The sequence below is a fragment of the Thermus tengchongensis genome (genome assembly GCF_021462405.1).
GTDB classification, from domain to species: domain Bacteria; phylum Deinococcota; class Deinococci; order Deinococcales; family Thermaceae; genus Thermus; species Thermus tengchongensis.
Genome location: NZ_JAKEDU010000005.1, coordinates 61,142 through 75,879, shown reverse-complemented (window position 1 = coordinate 75,879; position 14,738 = coordinate 61,142). Strand labels below are relative to the sequence as shown.

Annotated in this window: 17 protein-coding genes; 6 read left to right on the top strand and 11 right to left on the bottom strand. The window is 66.7% G+C overall.

Annotated features, from left to right (window positions below):
* Window position 1: 1 nt before the first annotated feature.
* Genes L1087_RS07730 through L1087_RS07720 form a run of 3 tightly spaced genes read right to left on the bottom strand, consistent with a single transcriptional unit; the run spans window position 2 to window position 1,819 of the window.
* Window positions 2-469, bottom strand: a complete 468-nt coding sequence (locus L1087_RS07730) for a DUF192 domain-containing protein (protein WP_234558363.1) — start codon at window positions 467-469, stop codon at window positions 2-4.
* Between the two features lie 28 nt (window positions 470-497).
* The gene (gene tmk / locus L1087_RS07725; protein WP_038041387.1) at window positions 498-1,094 is read right to left on the bottom strand and encodes a dTMP kinase; all 597 of its coding nucleotides are present in this window, start codon (window positions 1,092-1,094) and stop codon (window positions 498-500) included.
* Window positions 1,091-1,819: a Nif3-like dinuclear metal center hexameric protein gene (locus L1087_RS07720; RefSeq protein ID WP_234558361.1), complete on the bottom strand. Its 729-nt coding sequence runs from the start codon at window positions 1,817-1,819 to the stop codon at window positions 1,091-1,093. The genes tmk and L1087_RS07720 overlap by 4 nt, the downstream gene beginning before the upstream one ends.
* Window positions 1,820-1,884: 65 nt before the next feature.
* On the opposite strand from L1087_RS07720, the gene L1087_RS07715 reads away from it, so the two are divergent.
* Window positions 1,885-3,693 (top strand): S9 family peptidase, encoded by a 1,809-nt coding sequence (locus L1087_RS07715; RefSeq protein ID WP_234558360.1) that lies wholly within the window; start codon window positions 1,885-1,887, stop codon window positions 3,691-3,693.
* Window positions 3,694-3,757: 64 nt separating this feature from the next.
* On the opposite strand, the gene L1087_RS07710 is transcribed toward L1087_RS07715, so the two are convergent.
* Genes L1087_RS07710 through L1087_RS07685 form a run of 6 tightly spaced genes read right to left on the bottom strand, consistent with a single transcriptional unit; the run spans window position 3,758 to window position 6,040 of the window.
* Window positions 3,758-4,024 carry a DUF3467 domain-containing protein gene (locus tag L1087_RS07710; RefSeq protein WP_038041390.1) on the bottom strand — a complete coding sequence of 89 codons (267 nt, stop codon included), beginning with the start codon at window positions 4,022-4,024 and terminating at the stop codon, window positions 3,758-3,760.
* Window positions 4,021-4,371 carry a roadblock/LC7 domain-containing protein gene (locus L1087_RS07705; RefSeq protein ID WP_267964789.1) on the bottom strand — a complete coding sequence of 117 codons (351 nt, stop codon included), beginning with the start codon at window positions 4,369-4,371 and terminating at the stop codon, window positions 4,021-4,023. The genes L1087_RS07710 and L1087_RS07705 overlap by 4 nt, the downstream gene beginning before the upstream one ends.
* Before the next feature lie 11 nt (window positions 4,372-4,382).
* A complete protein-coding gene (locus tag L1087_RS07700; protein WP_038041391.1) occupies window positions 4,383-4,712 on the bottom strand; it encodes a roadblock/LC7 domain-containing protein in 330 nt (109 codons plus the stop codon).
* Window positions 4,700-5,119: a roadblock/LC7 domain-containing protein gene (locus tag L1087_RS07695; protein ID WP_038041392.1), complete on the bottom strand. Its 420-nt coding sequence runs from the start codon at window positions 5,117-5,119 to the stop codon at window positions 4,700-4,702. The genes L1087_RS07700 and L1087_RS07695 overlap by 13 nt, the downstream gene beginning before the upstream one ends.
* 17 nt (window positions 5,120-5,136) lie before the next feature.
* On the bottom strand, window positions 5,137-5,721 hold the full coding sequence (recR, locus tag L1087_RS07690) for a recombination mediator RecR (RefSeq protein WP_234558358.1): 585 nt from the start codon (window positions 5,719-5,721) through the stop codon (window positions 5,137-5,139).
* Between the two features lies 1 nt (window position 5,722).
* Window positions 5,723-6,040 (bottom strand): YbaB/EbfC family nucleoid-associated protein, encoded by a 318-nt coding sequence (locus L1087_RS07685; RefSeq protein WP_135259826.1) that lies wholly within the window; start codon window positions 6,038-6,040, stop codon window positions 5,723-5,725.
* A 30-nt stretch (window positions 6,041-6,070) separates the two neighbouring features.
* On the opposite strand from L1087_RS07685, the gene hemB reads away from it, so the two are divergent.
* Window positions 6,071-7,051, top strand: coding sequence for a porphobilinogen synthase (gene hemB, locus L1087_RS07680; protein ID WP_234558356.1), 981 nt, complete (start codon window positions 6,071-6,073; stop codon window positions 7,049-7,051).
* A gap of 1 nt (window position 7,052) precedes the next feature.
* Here the strand turns inward: hemB and L1087_RS07675 are convergent, their stop codons facing one another.
* Window positions 7,053-8,258 (bottom strand): MFS transporter, encoded by a 1,206-nt coding sequence (locus L1087_RS07675; protein WP_234558355.1) that lies wholly within the window; start codon window positions 8,256-8,258, stop codon window positions 7,053-7,055.
* A 41-nt stretch (window positions 8,259-8,299) separates the two neighbouring features.
* Window positions 8,300-10,051, bottom strand: coding sequence for a hypothetical protein (locus L1087_RS07670; protein ID WP_135259823.1), 1,752 nt, complete (start codon window positions 10,049-10,051; stop codon window positions 8,300-8,302).
* Window positions 10,052-10,074: 23 nt separating this feature from the next.
* Between L1087_RS07670 and L1087_RS07665 the strand changes: the two genes are divergently transcribed.
* Genes L1087_RS07665 through L1087_RS07650 form a run of 4 tightly spaced genes read left to right on the top strand, consistent with a single transcriptional unit; the run spans window position 10,075 to window position 14,714 of the window.
* The gene (locus L1087_RS07665; RefSeq protein WP_167816952.1) at window positions 10,075-10,830 is read left to right on the top strand and encodes a PP2C family protein-serine/threonine phosphatase; all 756 of its coding nucleotides are present in this window, start codon (window positions 10,075-10,077) and stop codon (window positions 10,828-10,830) included.
* Window positions 10,830-12,785, top strand: a complete 1,956-nt coding sequence (locus tag L1087_RS07660) for a protein kinase domain-containing protein (RefSeq protein ID WP_038041402.1) — start codon at window positions 10,830-10,832, stop codon at window positions 12,783-12,785. Before L1087_RS07665 ends, L1087_RS07660 begins: the two co-directional genes overlap by 1 nt.
* The gene (locus L1087_RS07655) at window positions 12,782-13,435 is read left to right on the top strand and encodes a response regulator transcription factor (protein WP_234558354.1); all 654 of its coding nucleotides are present in this window, start codon (window positions 12,782-12,784) and stop codon (window positions 13,433-13,435) included. The genes L1087_RS07660 and L1087_RS07655 overlap by 4 nt, the downstream gene beginning before the upstream one ends.
* On the top strand, window positions 13,410-14,714 hold the full coding sequence (locus L1087_RS07650; protein WP_234558353.1) for a sensor histidine kinase: 1,305 nt from the start codon (window positions 13,410-13,412) through the stop codon (window positions 14,712-14,714). The genes L1087_RS07655 and L1087_RS07650 overlap by 26 nt, the downstream gene beginning before the upstream one ends.
* The last annotated feature ends 24 nt before the right edge of the window (window positions 14,715-14,738 follow it).

The following is a 14,738-nucleotide window of genomic DNA, read 5'->3' as shown; positions in this document are numbered from 1 at the left end:
CTTACCTGGGCCAGAACTTCAGGGCCTCCCCTCCCACCCTGGCCCCAGGGGTGAGGCTCCGCCTTTGGAACCAGCCTTGGTTCACCTCGAGGGCTCCTTGGTACACCACCCCGGGGTAGTACACGGGGCAGGGATCCTTGCGGCAGGGTTCCATGTCCAGGATGCGCAGGATGACCCCCTGCCGGTCAAAGAAGGCGATGGAAAGGGGAATGAGGGTGTTTTTCATCCAGAAGCCCCCGGCCGTAGGGGTGGGAAAGAGGAAAACCATGCCCTCATCCTCCCCTAGGCTTTTGCGGAACATGAGGCCCTGGGCCTGGCGCTCGGGGGTGTCCGCCACCTCTACCTTTAGGGTGTGGCGCCTTCCCCCTTGCTCCACGTAAAGGGTGCTCTTGGGAAAGGATAAGCCTTGGGCCAGGGCTGCAAGCCCCAGGACCATGGGGGCCAGCCACCGGGCGGGAGAAAGGAGCATGGGATCATTATGGCAGATAGGAAAGCTTTTACGGGAAGAGCTTGGAAATGCTGGACTGGATGGCCGCTTGCACCTCAGCCACCGGCCGGGTGGCGTCCACCACCCGGAAGCGCTGGGGCTCCGCTTCCGCCAGCCTAAGGTAGCCTTCCCTGACCTGCCTAAAGAACTCGAGCCCCGTCCTTTCCAGGCGGTCCGGCGTGGCTACCCGCCTAAGGGCTTCCTCCGGGGGCAGGTCTAGGAGGAAGGTGAGGTGGGGCTTCAGGTCCAAGGTGGCCCTCCTGGCCACCTCTAGGAGCCAGGGGAGGGGAAGGCCGCGGCCATACCCCTGGTAGGCCAGGCTGGAGTCCAGGTAGCGGTCGGATATGACCCAAAAGCCCTCCTCCAGGGCGGGAAGGATGACCTTGCGCACGTGTTCTGCCCGATCGGCGCTGAAGAGGAGGTACTCGGCTTCCGGGGAAAGGTCTTCCTTTAATAGGAGGTCCCGCACCCCTTTAAGCCCCCCGCCGGGCTCCCGGGTCAGGCGGACCCGGATTCCTTTCCCTTCCAGGAACCGGGCCAGGAGCTGGGCCTGGGTGGTCTTGCCGGAGCCGTCCAGACCCTCGAGGGTGAGGAAGAAGCCCTTCATAGCCCCGTGGGGTGGTCCAGGAAGACCCAGGGCAGGCCGAAGCGGGCCTCCAGATGCCTTGCCAAGGCCTTCACCCCGAAGACCTCGGTGTCGTAGTGCCCGGCGTAGATGACGTTCAATCCCCGCTCAAAGGTCTCGTGGAAGACGCTGTGCTTGGGTTCCCCGGTGATGAAGAGGTCCGTGTCCACCTGGCCGATGAGGCTCGCCGCCCCGCCAGATACGATGGTCACCGTTTCCACCAGGCCTTTGCCCCCTTGGTGGACCAAGGGCTGCATCCCGGTGAGCTGGCCCAGCATGTCCGCCACCTGGACCAAGGGAGTGGGAAGGGGAAACCGCCCCTTCACCCCCACGTCGAAGGGCTCCAGCCCCACCAGGCCCAGGGCCCGGGCCAGCTCGTGGTTGTTGCCCACCTCAGGGTGGGCGTCCAGGGGCAGGTGGGCGGCGTAGAGGCTGATCCCCCCCTGGAAGAGGAGCTCCAGGCGGCGCTTGTGGTGGCCCACGATGGGGAAAGGTTTGCCCCAGAAGAGGCCGTGGTGAACGAGGAGGAAGTCCACCCCCTCCTCGAGGGCCTTTTGGAAGATGGCCTCGGCGGCGTCCACCGCCGCCCCCACCTTCCGCACCTCCTTCTTCCCCTCCACTTGCAGGCCATTTAAGGAGAGGTCCTGGGGGAAGTCCTTTAGGCGCAGGTACGTGTCCAAGTAGCGCACCAACTCGTCCCGATCCATGGCGCCCAGCTTACCGGAAAGGCGGGCCTGGGGACAGGCGAATGACCGGTCAGTATTATGGGGGTATGGAACCGGAAATCCTTTTCAAGCTCCGCTTCCTGTCGGACCTGACCCCTGGCCCCGATGGCTTCCCCCTTTTCCTGCTGACCGATATCCAGGAGGGGGACCCGCCCCGGTACCGCTCGAGGCTGGCCCTTTTTGACGGCACCTTGCGCTTTCTCACCCAGGAGGAGGCCAAAAAGCCCCGCTATGCCCACCCCTACGCCTACTTCCTGCGCAAGGTGGGAGAGGCCCAGGAGCTCTTCCGCCTGGACCTCCGGGGGGGCGAGGCGGAGCGGCTCACGGAAACCCCGGGGGTTCTGGACTACGCCCTCTCCCCCGGGGGGGAGGTGGCCTTTTTGGCCCTGAAGGAGGCGCCCAAGCCCGGTAGCCCCCGGGTTTACCAGGGCTGGCCCTTCAAGTTTGACGGGCGCGGCCTCCTGCCCGAGGGCAATGTGGCGCTCTACCTTTGGAAGGAAGGGGAGAAGCGCCTTCTTCTGGACCGCTACCCGGCCCCCAAGGAGATGGTCTTCGCCCCCGAGGGGCTCTACCTGGTGATGGCGGAGGACGTCCTTGCCCAGGCGGAGGGGCGGGACACCCTCTACCTCCTGCGGGATGGGGTTCTGGAAAGGGTTTACGGGGGGGTGGGCCCCATCTTCGCCCTGGAGTGGAGCCCGGAGGGGCTCTTCTTCCTGGGCCACGTCTTCGAGCGGGGCGGGGGCACGGAGGCCCGGCTTTACCACCTGCGGGGCGGGGAGGCCCGGGTGCTCCTGGAGGGAAGCCTCCTGAACTCGGTGAACAGCGACCTGCGCTACGGCGCCCACCCCCAAGGGCCCAGGTGGGGCGGCGACGGGGTCTACGTGGTGCGCACCGAGGCGGGCCTGGCCCGGCTCTACCGGGTGGACCTTTCCGGGAAGGCCGAGGCCCTGCCCGCAGGGGGGAGCGTCCTCGCCTTCGCCCCCACGGAGCGAGGACTTTTCCTCCTCACCGAGGACTTCACCCGCCCGGCCCGCCTCGAGGGGCCCCTGGGCGTCTTCGACCCCAACGAGAAGGTTGCCCTCCCCTTAGCCGAGCCGGTCTACACCGAGTGGGCGAGCCCCGAGGGCCACCGGGTGCCGGGCTGGGTGCTCCTTCCGGAAGGGCCAGGGCCCCACCCCGTGATCCTCTACATCCACGGGGGGCCCCACACCGCCTTCGGGCGGGCGCCCATGCTGGAGTTCCAGCTCTTCCGCCAGGCGGGGTACGCGGTGGCCTTCGCCAACCCCCGGGGCTCCACCGGCTACGGCCAGGACTTCGCCCTCCTGGAAGGGGAATGGGGGGAAAGGGACGAGCGGGACCTCCTGGGCTTTTTGGACCACGTCCTCGCCCGCTTCCCCCTGGACCCCGCCCGGGTGGGGGTGGCGGGGGGAAGCTACGGGGGGTACATGGTGAACTGGCTCACCGCCCGCCACCCCGGGCGCTTCCGGGCGGCGGTTACCGACCGGAGCATCTGCAACTGGCTGAGCTTCTTCGGGGCCAGCGACATCGGTCCCCGCTTCACCTTCCTGGAGCTTTCCGCCAAGCCTTGGGAGAGGCCGGAGGTGCTTTGGGAGAAGAGCCCTTTGCGCTTGGTTCAACAGGTGCGGACCCCCACCCTGGTGGTCCACGCCGAGGGGGACCACCGCTGCCCCATCGACCAGGGGGAGACCTGGTACACCGCCCTCCTCCACCTGGGGGTGAAGGCCCGCTTCTTCCGGGTGCCGGAAGAAGGCCACGAGCTTTCCCGCTCCGGCCGGCCCGACCGCCGTGTGGCTCGGCTCAAGGCTTACCTGGACTGGTGGCGGGAAAACCTGTAGCCTCAGCGGCAAGCCAAAGCCCCACGCTGACCCATTCAGCGTGGGGTATTGGGTCGGGAGAGCTTCAGGCCTGGCTTTCCGCCACCGGCTCGGGAATGGGGCCGAAGGTTTCCTCGTAGCGGGCTATGTTCTCCGCCAGGCTCCGAAGAAGGGCCTTGGCGTGCTGGGGGCTCGTGATCACCCGGCTCACCACCATGGCCCCTCCCTGGGGCTGCAGGAGGGCGAAGTCCAGGATGAACTCGTTTTTGGTGTGGGCGATGAGGGCCAGGTTGGTGTAGCGCCCCAGGGCCACGTCCTTGTCGATTTGGATATCCAACTTCAGCTCGCTCATCTAAGCGCCTCCTCCAACTTGGGTACGGTCCTTTTCAAGGCTAGGCGTACCCGCCCCAGGCTTCTCACGCTGTCCAGAAGGAGGAGCAGGTGATAGCCGGGAAGGGGCACCAAAAGCAAGGCCCCCTCCGGGTACTCTACCATGACCTCCTCCACTCCTTCCTGGCCCAGGGTCTGAGCCAGGGCCTTGGCGGTGCCCAGAACCGTGGCTGCCCGGGCAGAAAGAAGGCTGGCTTCCGGGGCATCCCCTTCCCGGGCCTCTTCCACCACGAACCCGTCCTCGCTGAGGAGGGCGGCCACCCGTACCCCCTTGGTGGCCTTGAGTTCCTGTAGGGCTTGTTCCACCATGCCTCCTTATTTCAGAGGTTCTGCACCTTAAGGGCGATGCGGGTTAACTCCTGGCCCACGGCCTTGCGGTCCATGCCCCGCTCGATGACCGCTCCTAGGACGTACTCCCCCACCTTGAGGGCCAGGATCTCGTGGTTTTCCGTGGCCAGGGTGAAGCGGCGCACCTCCCCGGAGAGGGCTTCCGCCAAGGGAGTCATGTGCCGCACCAGGGAGGCCAGCTCCGCCGCCAGGACCTCTGCCGAGGGGTTGCCCCGGCCCAGGGCTTCGATGACCAGACCGTCCAGGCCCGTAAGCACCGCCCGCTTGACGCCAAAGGGGGCCAGGCTCTCTAGGTAAGCCATCCCGCCACCTCCGCTAGCTTTTCCACGGCCTTGGTTGTCTGCAGACGCGCCTGGCCCAGGTTGGCTTCTGGTGCCATGAGGAGAAGGAGGAAAAGTTCCTCGTGTCCCTTGCCTTCAGGCACGGGTCCCTGGGGTCGTCGCTCTAGCCTGCGCACCACGTGGACATAGCCTACCACGGGGTGGCCCCCCACCAAAAGCTCGTCCACCCGGGGGGTGCCCAGGCTTCCGGCGTAGGCGGCCTTGGCCTGGCGCAAAAGGGCGGCGTGTTCCGCCACGGCCGCCTCGAGGTCCACCCGCCTGCGCCTGGCCCCTTCCACCAGGAGCCCGTCCAGGGTGCCGATGGCGGCGGCAAAGGCGCCTTCCACCTGGTCCAGGAGGTGTTGCAAAAGCTCCTCTTCTACCCCCATACCCCCTTCCCCGTCGCCTAGAGGGGTTTCCTACCCTCCAGGGCCCGGCCCAAGGTTACCTCATCCACGTACTCCAGGCTTCCCCCCACGGGGAGGCCGTAGGCCAGGCGGCTGGCCCTGATCCCCCGCCGCTTGAGCTCCTCCGCCAGGAAGAGGGCGGTGGCCTCCCCCTCCACGGTCATGGAGGTGGCCAGGACTACCTCCTCCACCCCCGAAAGCCTGGCCCATAGGCTTTCCAGGTTGAGCTCCCTTGGACCCACTCCTTCCAGAGGGTTCAAGGCCCCACCCAGCACGTGGTAAAGCCCGTGGAACTCCCCGCTCCGTTCCAGGGCGAAGAGGTCGGAGACCGTTTCCACCACGGCGATCACCGACCGGTCCCGGGTTTCGTCCTGGCAGATGGGGCAAAGTTCCCCTTCCGCCAGGTTCCCGCAGATCCGGCAGACGCCCAAGGCCTTGAGCCCGGTCAAGGCCCTTTCCAGCTCCTCGACCTCCTCCCGGTGGAAGGCCAGGTGGAGGGAAAGCTTCTGGGCCGTCTTGGGGCCGATCCCAGGCAGGCGGGAGAGGGCGCGGGCTAGCTTGAGGAGGCTTTCCGGGTACCTCATCCTAGAAAAGCTTGCCCAGCATCTGCCCCACGCCGCCAAGCTCCCGGGCCATCTCCTTCTCCGAAAGCTCGTGGGCCTTCTTTTGGGCGTCCTGGATGGCCACCAGGAGGAGGTCCTCCAGGCCCTCCGGGTCGTCGGCGAAGGTCTTCAAGGCTTCGGGCTTGAGGCGCAGGGCGAGGATTTTGCCGTGGCCGTTGGCCTCCACCTCCACCAGGCCCTGGGCCGTGCCCACCACGGTCATGGTTTCCAGCCGCTCCTGGATCTCAGCGGCTTTCTTCTGGGCTTTCTGCGCTTCCTTCAAGAGCTTCTGCAGGTTCATGCTACCTCCTCCCTGAGTATAGTGGAAGGCATGGAGCGCCCAAGAAGGCTGCGTTCGCCCCTTCTAAGGCCCTTGGTGGCGGAGGTGGAGCTTAGCCCAAGGCACCTGGTCCTGCCGGTCTTTGTGAAGGAGGGAGGGGAGCCGGAGGAGGTTTCCTCCATGCCTGGGGTCTTCCGGCATCCCCTGGCCCAGCTCCCCCGCTTGGCGGAGGAGGTGCTCAAGGCGGGCCTGGGGGGGGTGATCCTCTTTGGTGTGTTGCCCGAGGAAGAGAAGGATTCCCTGGGGCAGGGAGCCTATGCGGAAGAGGGCATCGTCCAGCGGGCCATCCGCCTTCTGAAGCGGGAGTTTCCCCAGCTTCTCGTCATGGCCGACACCTGCCTCTGCGAGTACACGGACCACGGCCACTGCGGGGTGGTGCGGGAGGGCCCCTTGGGGTTTTACGTGGACAACGACGCCACCTTGGAGCTTTTGGCCAAGACGGCCCTTTCCCAGGCCCAGGCGGGGGCGGATGTGGTGGCTCCCAGCGCCATGATGGACGGGCAGGTCAAGGCCATCCGGGAGGCCTTGGACCGGGGGGGGTTCGCCCACGTGCCCGTCCTTTCCTACGCGGTGAAGTACGCCTCCGCCTTCTACGGCCCCTTCCGGGAGGCGGCGGGAAGCGCCCCCCAGTTCGGGGACCGCACCGGCTACCAGATGGACCCCAGGGCTGGGCTCTGGGACGCCCTGAGGGAGGCGGGGTTGGATGACCTCGAGGGGGCCGATATGCTCATGGTCAAGCCCGCCCTGCCCTACCTGGACGTGCTCGCCGCCCTCAAGGGCCGTTTCGCCAAGCCCCTCTTCGCCTACCAGGTTTCCGGGGAGTACGCCATGCTCAAGGCGGCAAGCCTCAGGGGCTGGCTGGACGAAAGGCGGGCGGTTCTGGAAAGCCTCTACGCCTTGAGGCGGGCCGGGGCCCAGGGCATTCTTACCTACTACGCCTTGGAGGCGGCCCGCTGGCTGAGGGAAGCTTAGGTCAGGCTTCCTGGGTCTGGCGGGTTTCTCGGGGTGCGGGGATGCCTCCGGTGAGGAGGGTGTAGAGGGCGGCCAGGCTCACCAGGCTGCCGGCCAGGAGGAAAACCCCAGGGGCCCCGAGGGAACCCTCCAAGGCCCCGCCCCACAGGGTGCCCAGCAGGACGGCGGCGTTCATCACCGCGCCGAAGGCGGCGAAGATCCGTCCCCGCATCTCCTGCGGGGTGTTGAGCTGCAGGATGGAGCGTGCGGGGACGATGAAGGCCATGTTGAGGAAGCCGCTGATGAAGAAGGCCGGGAGCACCCAGGCGAAGAAGGGGAAGGCCCCGATGGAGGCCTCGAAGATCCCAAAGAGCAAAAGGCCTAAGAGGAAGAGCCTCTCCCTGGGGATGCGCCTCAGGAGGTGGGGGAGGGCGAGGCCCCCCAGGATGGCCCCCAGGGCCATGGCCGCCTCCATGAAGCCGAAGCCCGCCGAACCCACCCCTAGCCACTTGATGGCCAGGACCACCCCAAGGGCGGTCTCCACGGAGCCGAAGGCGGCGGCCACGAACAGGGTGCCCACCGCCCGGCGGAGGGCGGGGTGGCTTGCCAGGTGGCCGATCCCCTCCTTCACCCGGGCGAAGAAGCCGGCCTTGGGAAGCCTTTGGGGCTTGAGGGAGGGGAGGCCCATCAGGATGAGCCCCGAGACCAGGTAGGTGGCGGCGTCCAGGTAGAAGGCGAAGGCTGGCCCCACCGCCGCCACCAGTACCCCTGCGGCCCCCACGAAGAGCACCTCGGAAAGCCGATCCGCCAGCAGGACCAGGCTGTTGGCCTCGTCCACTTCCTCCTTGGGGACCAGGTCGGGGACCACGGCGTTCTGGATGGGGTCGTGCAGGTCCCGCAACAGCTCAACCAGAAAGACCAGAAGGAGGAGGACGGGAAGGCTTTTGGCCCCCAGGAGGGGGATAAGGGCCACCAGGGGGGCCCGGAGGAGGTCGGACCAGACCAGGAGGCGCTTGCGGTCCTGGGTGTCGGCCCAGGCGGAAAGGAGGGGGGAGAAGACCACAGTGCCCACGAGCTGGACTCCCAGGACCAAAGAAACCCAAAGGGCCTTTTCTGTAAGCAGATAGACCAGCACCAGGAGGGCCACCCGGTGCACCTTGCTCCCCGCCTGGGAAACCAGGTAGGAAAGGATCAGGCGGGCGAAGGCCTTGTGCCGCAAAGTTTTCATAAAACCCCCTCGTCCGGGAGTATACCAAGAACCTTTTCATGTCAAGGGTTACCCATCACCAGATAGGCCAGCCGCCTTCCCTCCCGGGCCAGGACCACGGTTCCCTCCGGGAGGCGGTAGACCAGCAGGTCCTTGAGGCGGCGCGGTATCTCGCCCGCCTGGCCCACGTAAAGGACGTCCTCCTGGGGGTCTCCGGAAGGAGCGTTCCTGGGACGCAGGGAGAGGACGGTTTGCCCCACCTTGAGGGCTAGGGGCTCGGCCCCGATGGAAAGCAGGTGCACCTCCCCCCCGAGGGTTTCCCGGGTGGGGGGGCGGCGGCCCAGGTACTCCCTCAAGGCCTCCGCCAGGACCTGGGCTTCTTGCTCCCGCCCCAGGGCCTGGCCCACCTCCTGGAGGAGGGGGGCGGGGTCCGCCCCACCCAGGCGCTTCAGGGCGAGCTCCAAAACCTTGCGGGCGAAGTCCTGCAGGGCTTCCCACGGGGCCTGGCGGTACTTTTCCGCCAGCTCGGGGCCAAAGGCCTGGGGGCTGAACTCGCCTTTCAAGCGGGCGGAAAGGGCCCTGAGGAGGCGCAGGTAGACGTAGTCCTGGTTGGGGCTCAGGAGAAGGGCCAGCATCCGCCCCTCGGCCAGGAGCTCGTAGAGCCTGAGCCCGCTTCGCGCCTCGAGCCTCAGGTGGAGGAGATCCCCCTCTCGCACCGCCAGGACCTCGAGGTCCTCCCAGGGGATCACCAGGGTGTTCTCCAGCACATAATCCTCCCCACCCAAACCCAGGTGCCAGGTTCCTTCCACCTGGCTTAGGGTGAGGGTGAGGGGTCCCAAGGGGATCCGGCCTGGCCTCAAGGGTAAGGTAAGGAGGCTTTCCTCCCCTTGGCCGGGCTCGGGAACCCGGGGCCAGGGGGTTTCCCCTTGCGGGGTGGGGAGGAGGTTCAGGAGGGCTAGGGTCTTTTCCAATGCCACCCGGAAGCGGCGCCGTTCCTCTTCCAAGAGGAGCTCCCGCCGCCTTTCCTCCTGGGCCTCTTTCCTAAGGCGTTCTTCCAACCGGGCGATTTCCAGAGCGCTTGCCCCCAGGTGCTTGGCCTCCTCCAGGGCTTTTTTCAAGGGCATGAGGTCTCGCTTGGGGGGAAGGCCGTAGGCGTCGTCCCACTCCAGGATGCGGTTCAGGAAGCGGCGGATATAGGTGCGGGTTTCCTCAGGGGGCAGGGGGAGGTCCTGAGGAAGGTGCAGGGCAGTTTCCAAAAACTCCATCACCAGGGCCTCGGCCACCTTGGGGTCCTCGAGGTCCATGAGGCTATCGGATAGGGAGGGGATGGGGTGGGTGGGATGGAAGCGGGAAAGGTTGAAGTCCCGCTTGAAGGTTTCCTTTTCCCGGTACTCCAGGTAGTTCTGCAAGAAGGCGTGAATGAGCCTGAGCTCCTCCCGCCTTCCGGTGAGGAGGTTCTTGGCCCGGGCCTTGGCCTCCCGCTCTGCCAGGAGGCGCCACACCTTTAGGGCCATGGCCCGTAAGGGGGAGGGCTTTCCAGTGGGGGTGGGCTCCTCCAGGTTCTCCAGGGCCGGTGGAGGGAGGTCCAGGGGAGGGGTCTCCGTGGGTGGGGAAGGGTTAAGGCTTTGCCGCAGGGCCCGGAAGCGGGCATCAGCCTGGCGGAAGCGCTTGGCCAGGGGGCCGGGGAGGCGGGACTGGGCCAGGAAGGCTCGTAGTTGCAGGAGGGCCTTTTTCCCCCCCTTGGGTACGCGCCCCGCCACCAGGTCCTCCACCCGGTACTCGTAGAGGTCCACCAGGTCGGCCAGGTGCTCCACCCATTCATCCTATAATGGGTCCGATGCGCCTTGCTCCCCGGTACAGCGTGGCCGCGGTCTCCCATGTGGGCCGCCGCCAGAACAACGAGGACTTCCACCGGGTGATGCGCCTCGAGGTTCCCCAGGGCAACCTTCTCCTCCTGGCGGTGGCCGACGGCATGGGAGGCATGGAGGCGGGGGAGTGGGCCAGCAAGGTGGCCATCGAGGCCCTTTCCGAGGCGGTGCGGGCCTATGCGGAGCACCTGAAGGGGGGCCGGCCGGCGGTGGGCCTCTCCAAGGTGATGGAGAAGGCCTTCACCCTGGCGGCCAAGCGGGTGGAGAAGGAGGCGGAAAGGCTCGGGAAGAAGGGCATGGGCACCACCCTCACCGCCTTCCTCTATGCGGACTGGCTCAGGGAGGGGGTGGTGGGGCATATCGGGGACTCCCGGGCCTACCACCTCACCCCCAAGGGGCTTAAGCGGCTCACCGAGGATCACTCCTGGGTGGCGGAGCGCTTGAGGGAAGGGGTTCTGACCCGCACGGAGGCCGAGCGCCATCCCTACCGCAACGTCCTCACCCGGGCCTTGGGCCTGCCGGAAGCCCGCTTTGACCTCAAGGGGGTACACCTCGCTCCAGGGGAAGGGGTGCTTTTGGTTACGGATGGGCTTTACGGCCTGGTGCCTGAGGAGGAGTGGGTTTTGGGCAAGGACCTGCAGGCGAGCCTCGAGGGCCTTCTGGCCGAGGCTTTGCGCCGAGGCGGGGACGACAACGTGACCGCCATCGCCTTACGGGTGGAGTGATGCAGGGGCTATTGGCCTTCCTCCTGGTTCTCCTCACCGCAGCCCTGGCTTCTCGCCTTTCTTCTTGGCCCCTATGGTTCCTCCTGCTCCTCCTTTCGGGAGCCGCCTGGGCTACGGGGGTACGGGCGGAGGCGGTTTTCCCCTGGCTTCTCCTGGGCCTGGGGGTCATGGTGGCACCCCGGGTCTACCTGGGTCCCCGGCGGAGGGTCCAAAGGCGCTCCCGTACCCAGGCACGGGCTTCCTCCGGTTCCAAGACCACGGAGGAGGCCCAGGCTCTGCAAAAGCAGTACGAGATCCTGGAGAAGGTGGGCGTGGGGGGCATGGCCACCGTCTACAAGGCCAAGGACAAGAAAACGGGCCGCCTGGTGGCCCTCAAGGTGCCTCAGGAACGCTTTGTGGGCGACCCCCGGTTCGTGCGCCGCTTCCACCGGGAAGCGGAGGTCCTGGCCAAGATGGACCACCCCAACATCGTCAAGGTCTACGACCATGGCCAGGTGGATGGGGTGCACTTCATCGCCATGGAGTACCTGGAGGGGGAGGGTCTGGACAAGCTCATCGAGGAAAGGCGCCTTTCCCTGAAGCAGGCGGCGGCCATCCTCGCCCGGGTGGCCGATGCCCTTAAGCACATCCATGCCCAGGGCATCGTCCACCGGGACATCAAGCCGGGCAACATCATGGTGCTCAAGGGGGCCCTTAAGGAGGATGGGGTAGACCCCAGGGGGGTGCGCCTCATGGACTTTGGCATCGCCGCTGGCAAGGTGCTCACCCGTCTCACCATCACCGGAGCCCGCATCGGCACCCCGGTCTACATGAGCCCGGAACAGGCCAAGGGGCAGAAGCTGGACCACCGCTCGGACATCTACTCCCTGGGAATCGTCCTCTACGAGGCCTTAACCGGCCAGCCCCCCTTCACCGGGGGGTATGAGACCGTCATCCACCAGCAGATCTTCCAAGTGCCTACCCCTCCTAAGCAGCTCAATCCCCAGATTCCCCAGGTTCTTTCCGACCTGGTCTTGAAGATGCTGGAGAAGGACCCGGCCAAGCGCCCCTCCTTGGACGAGGCGATCCAGGTCCTCTCCGGTTCCTGGGAGGAGGACAAGGGCCTGCCCCACCCCTTCTACCTGCTCGTGGGGGTGGAGGCCAAGAAGGGCACGGTGCGGCTTCTGGACCTTTCCGGTACCGCTGCCCGGCTCCTTTCCGGCATTGGCTCGGGTCCGGGCTACTTCCCAGCTCCTCCCCTCTCCGTGGCCGCCGATGGGGAGGGGGGAATCTGGGTCTCGGTTTTTGAGCACGGGGCCAGGCTCCTCCACCGCTTCTCCCCGGAAGGGGAGCTCCTCCTTTCCACCGGGCCTTATGGCATGAAGCCGGGGGAGTTCCTCTTTCCCGCGGCCCTGGCGGTGGCCAACGGTAGCCTCTTCGTCTTGGACTCGGAGACCGCCACGGTGAGCCGGCTCGATTTGAAGGGGCAGTACCAGGGGCGCTTTGGCGGCCAGGGGCCGGGCCGGGGCACCTTTCAGGACCCCAAGGCCCTGGTGGCCACGCCGGAGTTCCTTTTCGTCCTGGACTACGGCAACCGCCAGGTGCAGCGCTTGGCCCTGGATGGGCGCTACCTTTCCCGTTATGCCTTCCGCCGCTCTAAAGAGAGCGAGGAGCTCAGGCTCCTGGGCGGGGTGGGGGTGGAGGGGGAGAGGCTTTACCTCTACGATGTGGAGGCGGCCAGGGTGCGGGTGGTGGATGTGGCGGGATCCCTTCTCGCCTCCTACACCCTGCCCCTGTTGGAGGGGGAGGACCGCATGAGCCTGGTGGAGCTCCTGCCCTTTGGGGGCATCCTCTATGCGGCCAGGCGTGGGGCGAGCCGTATCCATCGCATAGACCTGAGGACCGGGGAGGCCCTGCCCCCCTTGGAGGTGTACGCCCCCGTGCGGTCCCTTGCCCTTTGGCGGAACCCGGCATGAGGGTGCTTCTGGTGGAGGACGACCCAGGGGTTCGGGAGGCCTTGGAGCTAGGGCTTTCCCTCGAGGGGCACGAGGTCAGGGCCACGGAGAGCCCAAAGGAGGCCCTAAGCCTCCTTCCCTGGGCGGAGGTGGTGATTTTGGACGTGCTTCTGCCCGAACGGGATGGCTTTTCCCTGCTTAAGGATATCCGGGCTCGCTCGGAGGTACCCGTGCTGATGCTCACCGCCTTGGATGCGGTGGAGTGGCGGGTGAAGGGCCTCAAGGAGGGGGCGGACGACTACCTGGTGAAGCCCTACAGCCTCTCCGAGCTCCTGGCCCGCCTCGAGGCCCTCTGGCGCCGCGCCCATAGGGGGAAGGAGGCCCCGGAGGTTTTGGCCTACAAGGACCTGAGGCTTTATCCCAGGCGCATGGAGGCCTTCCGGGGGGAGAGGAGGCTTTCCCTTTCCCCCAAGGCGTTCCTCCTCCTGAAGGCTTTTCTGGAGTCCCCAGAGGAGGTGCTTTCCAAGGAGGCCTTGATGCTCCGGGTCTGGGGAGAGGAGGTGGACCCCGCCACCTTGGAGGTGCACCTCTCCCTCTTGAGGAAGGCCCTGGGGGAGCCCAACCCCATCCAGACGGTGCGCGGCTATGGCTACCGCCTTTTCCTCCCTTAGGGGGAGGCTTTTTGCCCTGCTCTTCCTGGCCCTCTTGCTCCTGGCCCTGCCCCTGGCCCTTCTTTCCGCCAAGGAGGCGGAAAGGGCCGCCAGCGAGGATCTGCGCCGGGCCCTTTACACCCGGCTTTACCTCCTTGGGGAGGAGGGGCCTGGGGAAGGGGAAGCCCTTCTCCTTGAGCTTTTCCGCCTGGCCCAGGTCTATGGGGGAGGCACGGGCTTCGTGATAGGGAAGGAGGGGGTGGCCTTTACCGAGGTGCCCTCCCCCAACCTTCCCCCTGGTCTCCTCGAGGCCCTTGCTCAGGGACAAGCCTACCAGGGAGTGTGGCGGGGGGTGCTCTACGTGGCCCTGCCCCGGGAAGAGGGAGGGTTTGGCCTGGCGGTCCCCTTGGAGGGAGTTGCCGGCCTGGGGCGGAGGCTTCTCCTCCTCTACGCCTCCTGGGGTGGAGGGGTGCTTTTGGCCATCTTTCTGCTCTCCGCCCTGGGGCTTGCTTGGGCCCTTCGCCCCCTGGGGCAGCTGGCCAGGCTCCTGGAGGCCCGGCGGCCTGAGGACCTAAGCCCCCTTCCCGACCCTGGTTTGGCGGAGCTAAGGCCCTTGGTGGAGGCCTTGAACAGCCGCCTGGCCCAGGTGGGGGGGCTTCTTAGGGAGCTTTCCGAGAAGGAGGAGGCGGCCCGCCGGTTTGCCCGCCTTGCCTCCCACGAGCTTCGCAATCCCCTGGCCGCCTTGAAGGGGTACTTGGAGGTGCTCCTGCGCAAGCCCGAGCCCAGGGCCCTTACCGGGGCCTTACGGGAGGCGGAAAGGATGGAGGCCTTGCTCTCCGGGCTCCTCAGGTTATCCCGCCTCGAGGCCACCTCCCCCAGGCTTATCCCCTTGGACCTGCGGGCTTTCTTGGGGGAATGGGGCCTGGAGGTAGAAGGGGAAGGCCAGGTTCTGGCGGACCCCGAGCTTCTCGCCCTGGCGGTGGAAAACGTGTTGGACAACGCCCGCCGCCACGGGAAGCTTCCCCTTAAGGCCAGGGTCCAGCGGGACAAGGAGGGGGTTTGGCTTTGGCTTGTGGACTCCGGGCCCGGCTTCCCCAAGGACCTCTTGCCCCGGGCCCTGGAGCCCTTTGTCCATGGGGGAAAGGGCACGGGCCTGGGCCTCGCCTTGGTGGCGGCGGTGGCCCGGGCCCATGGGGGAAGGGCATGGGTGGAGAACCAGGACGGGGCAGCGGTGGGGCTTTGCCTGCCTTTGGCTTCCCTTAAGGTTTCGCCCGATGCGCCCTTTAGCCAGAGGGGATAGCCTCCAGTTCGGAGGTGGTAGGGA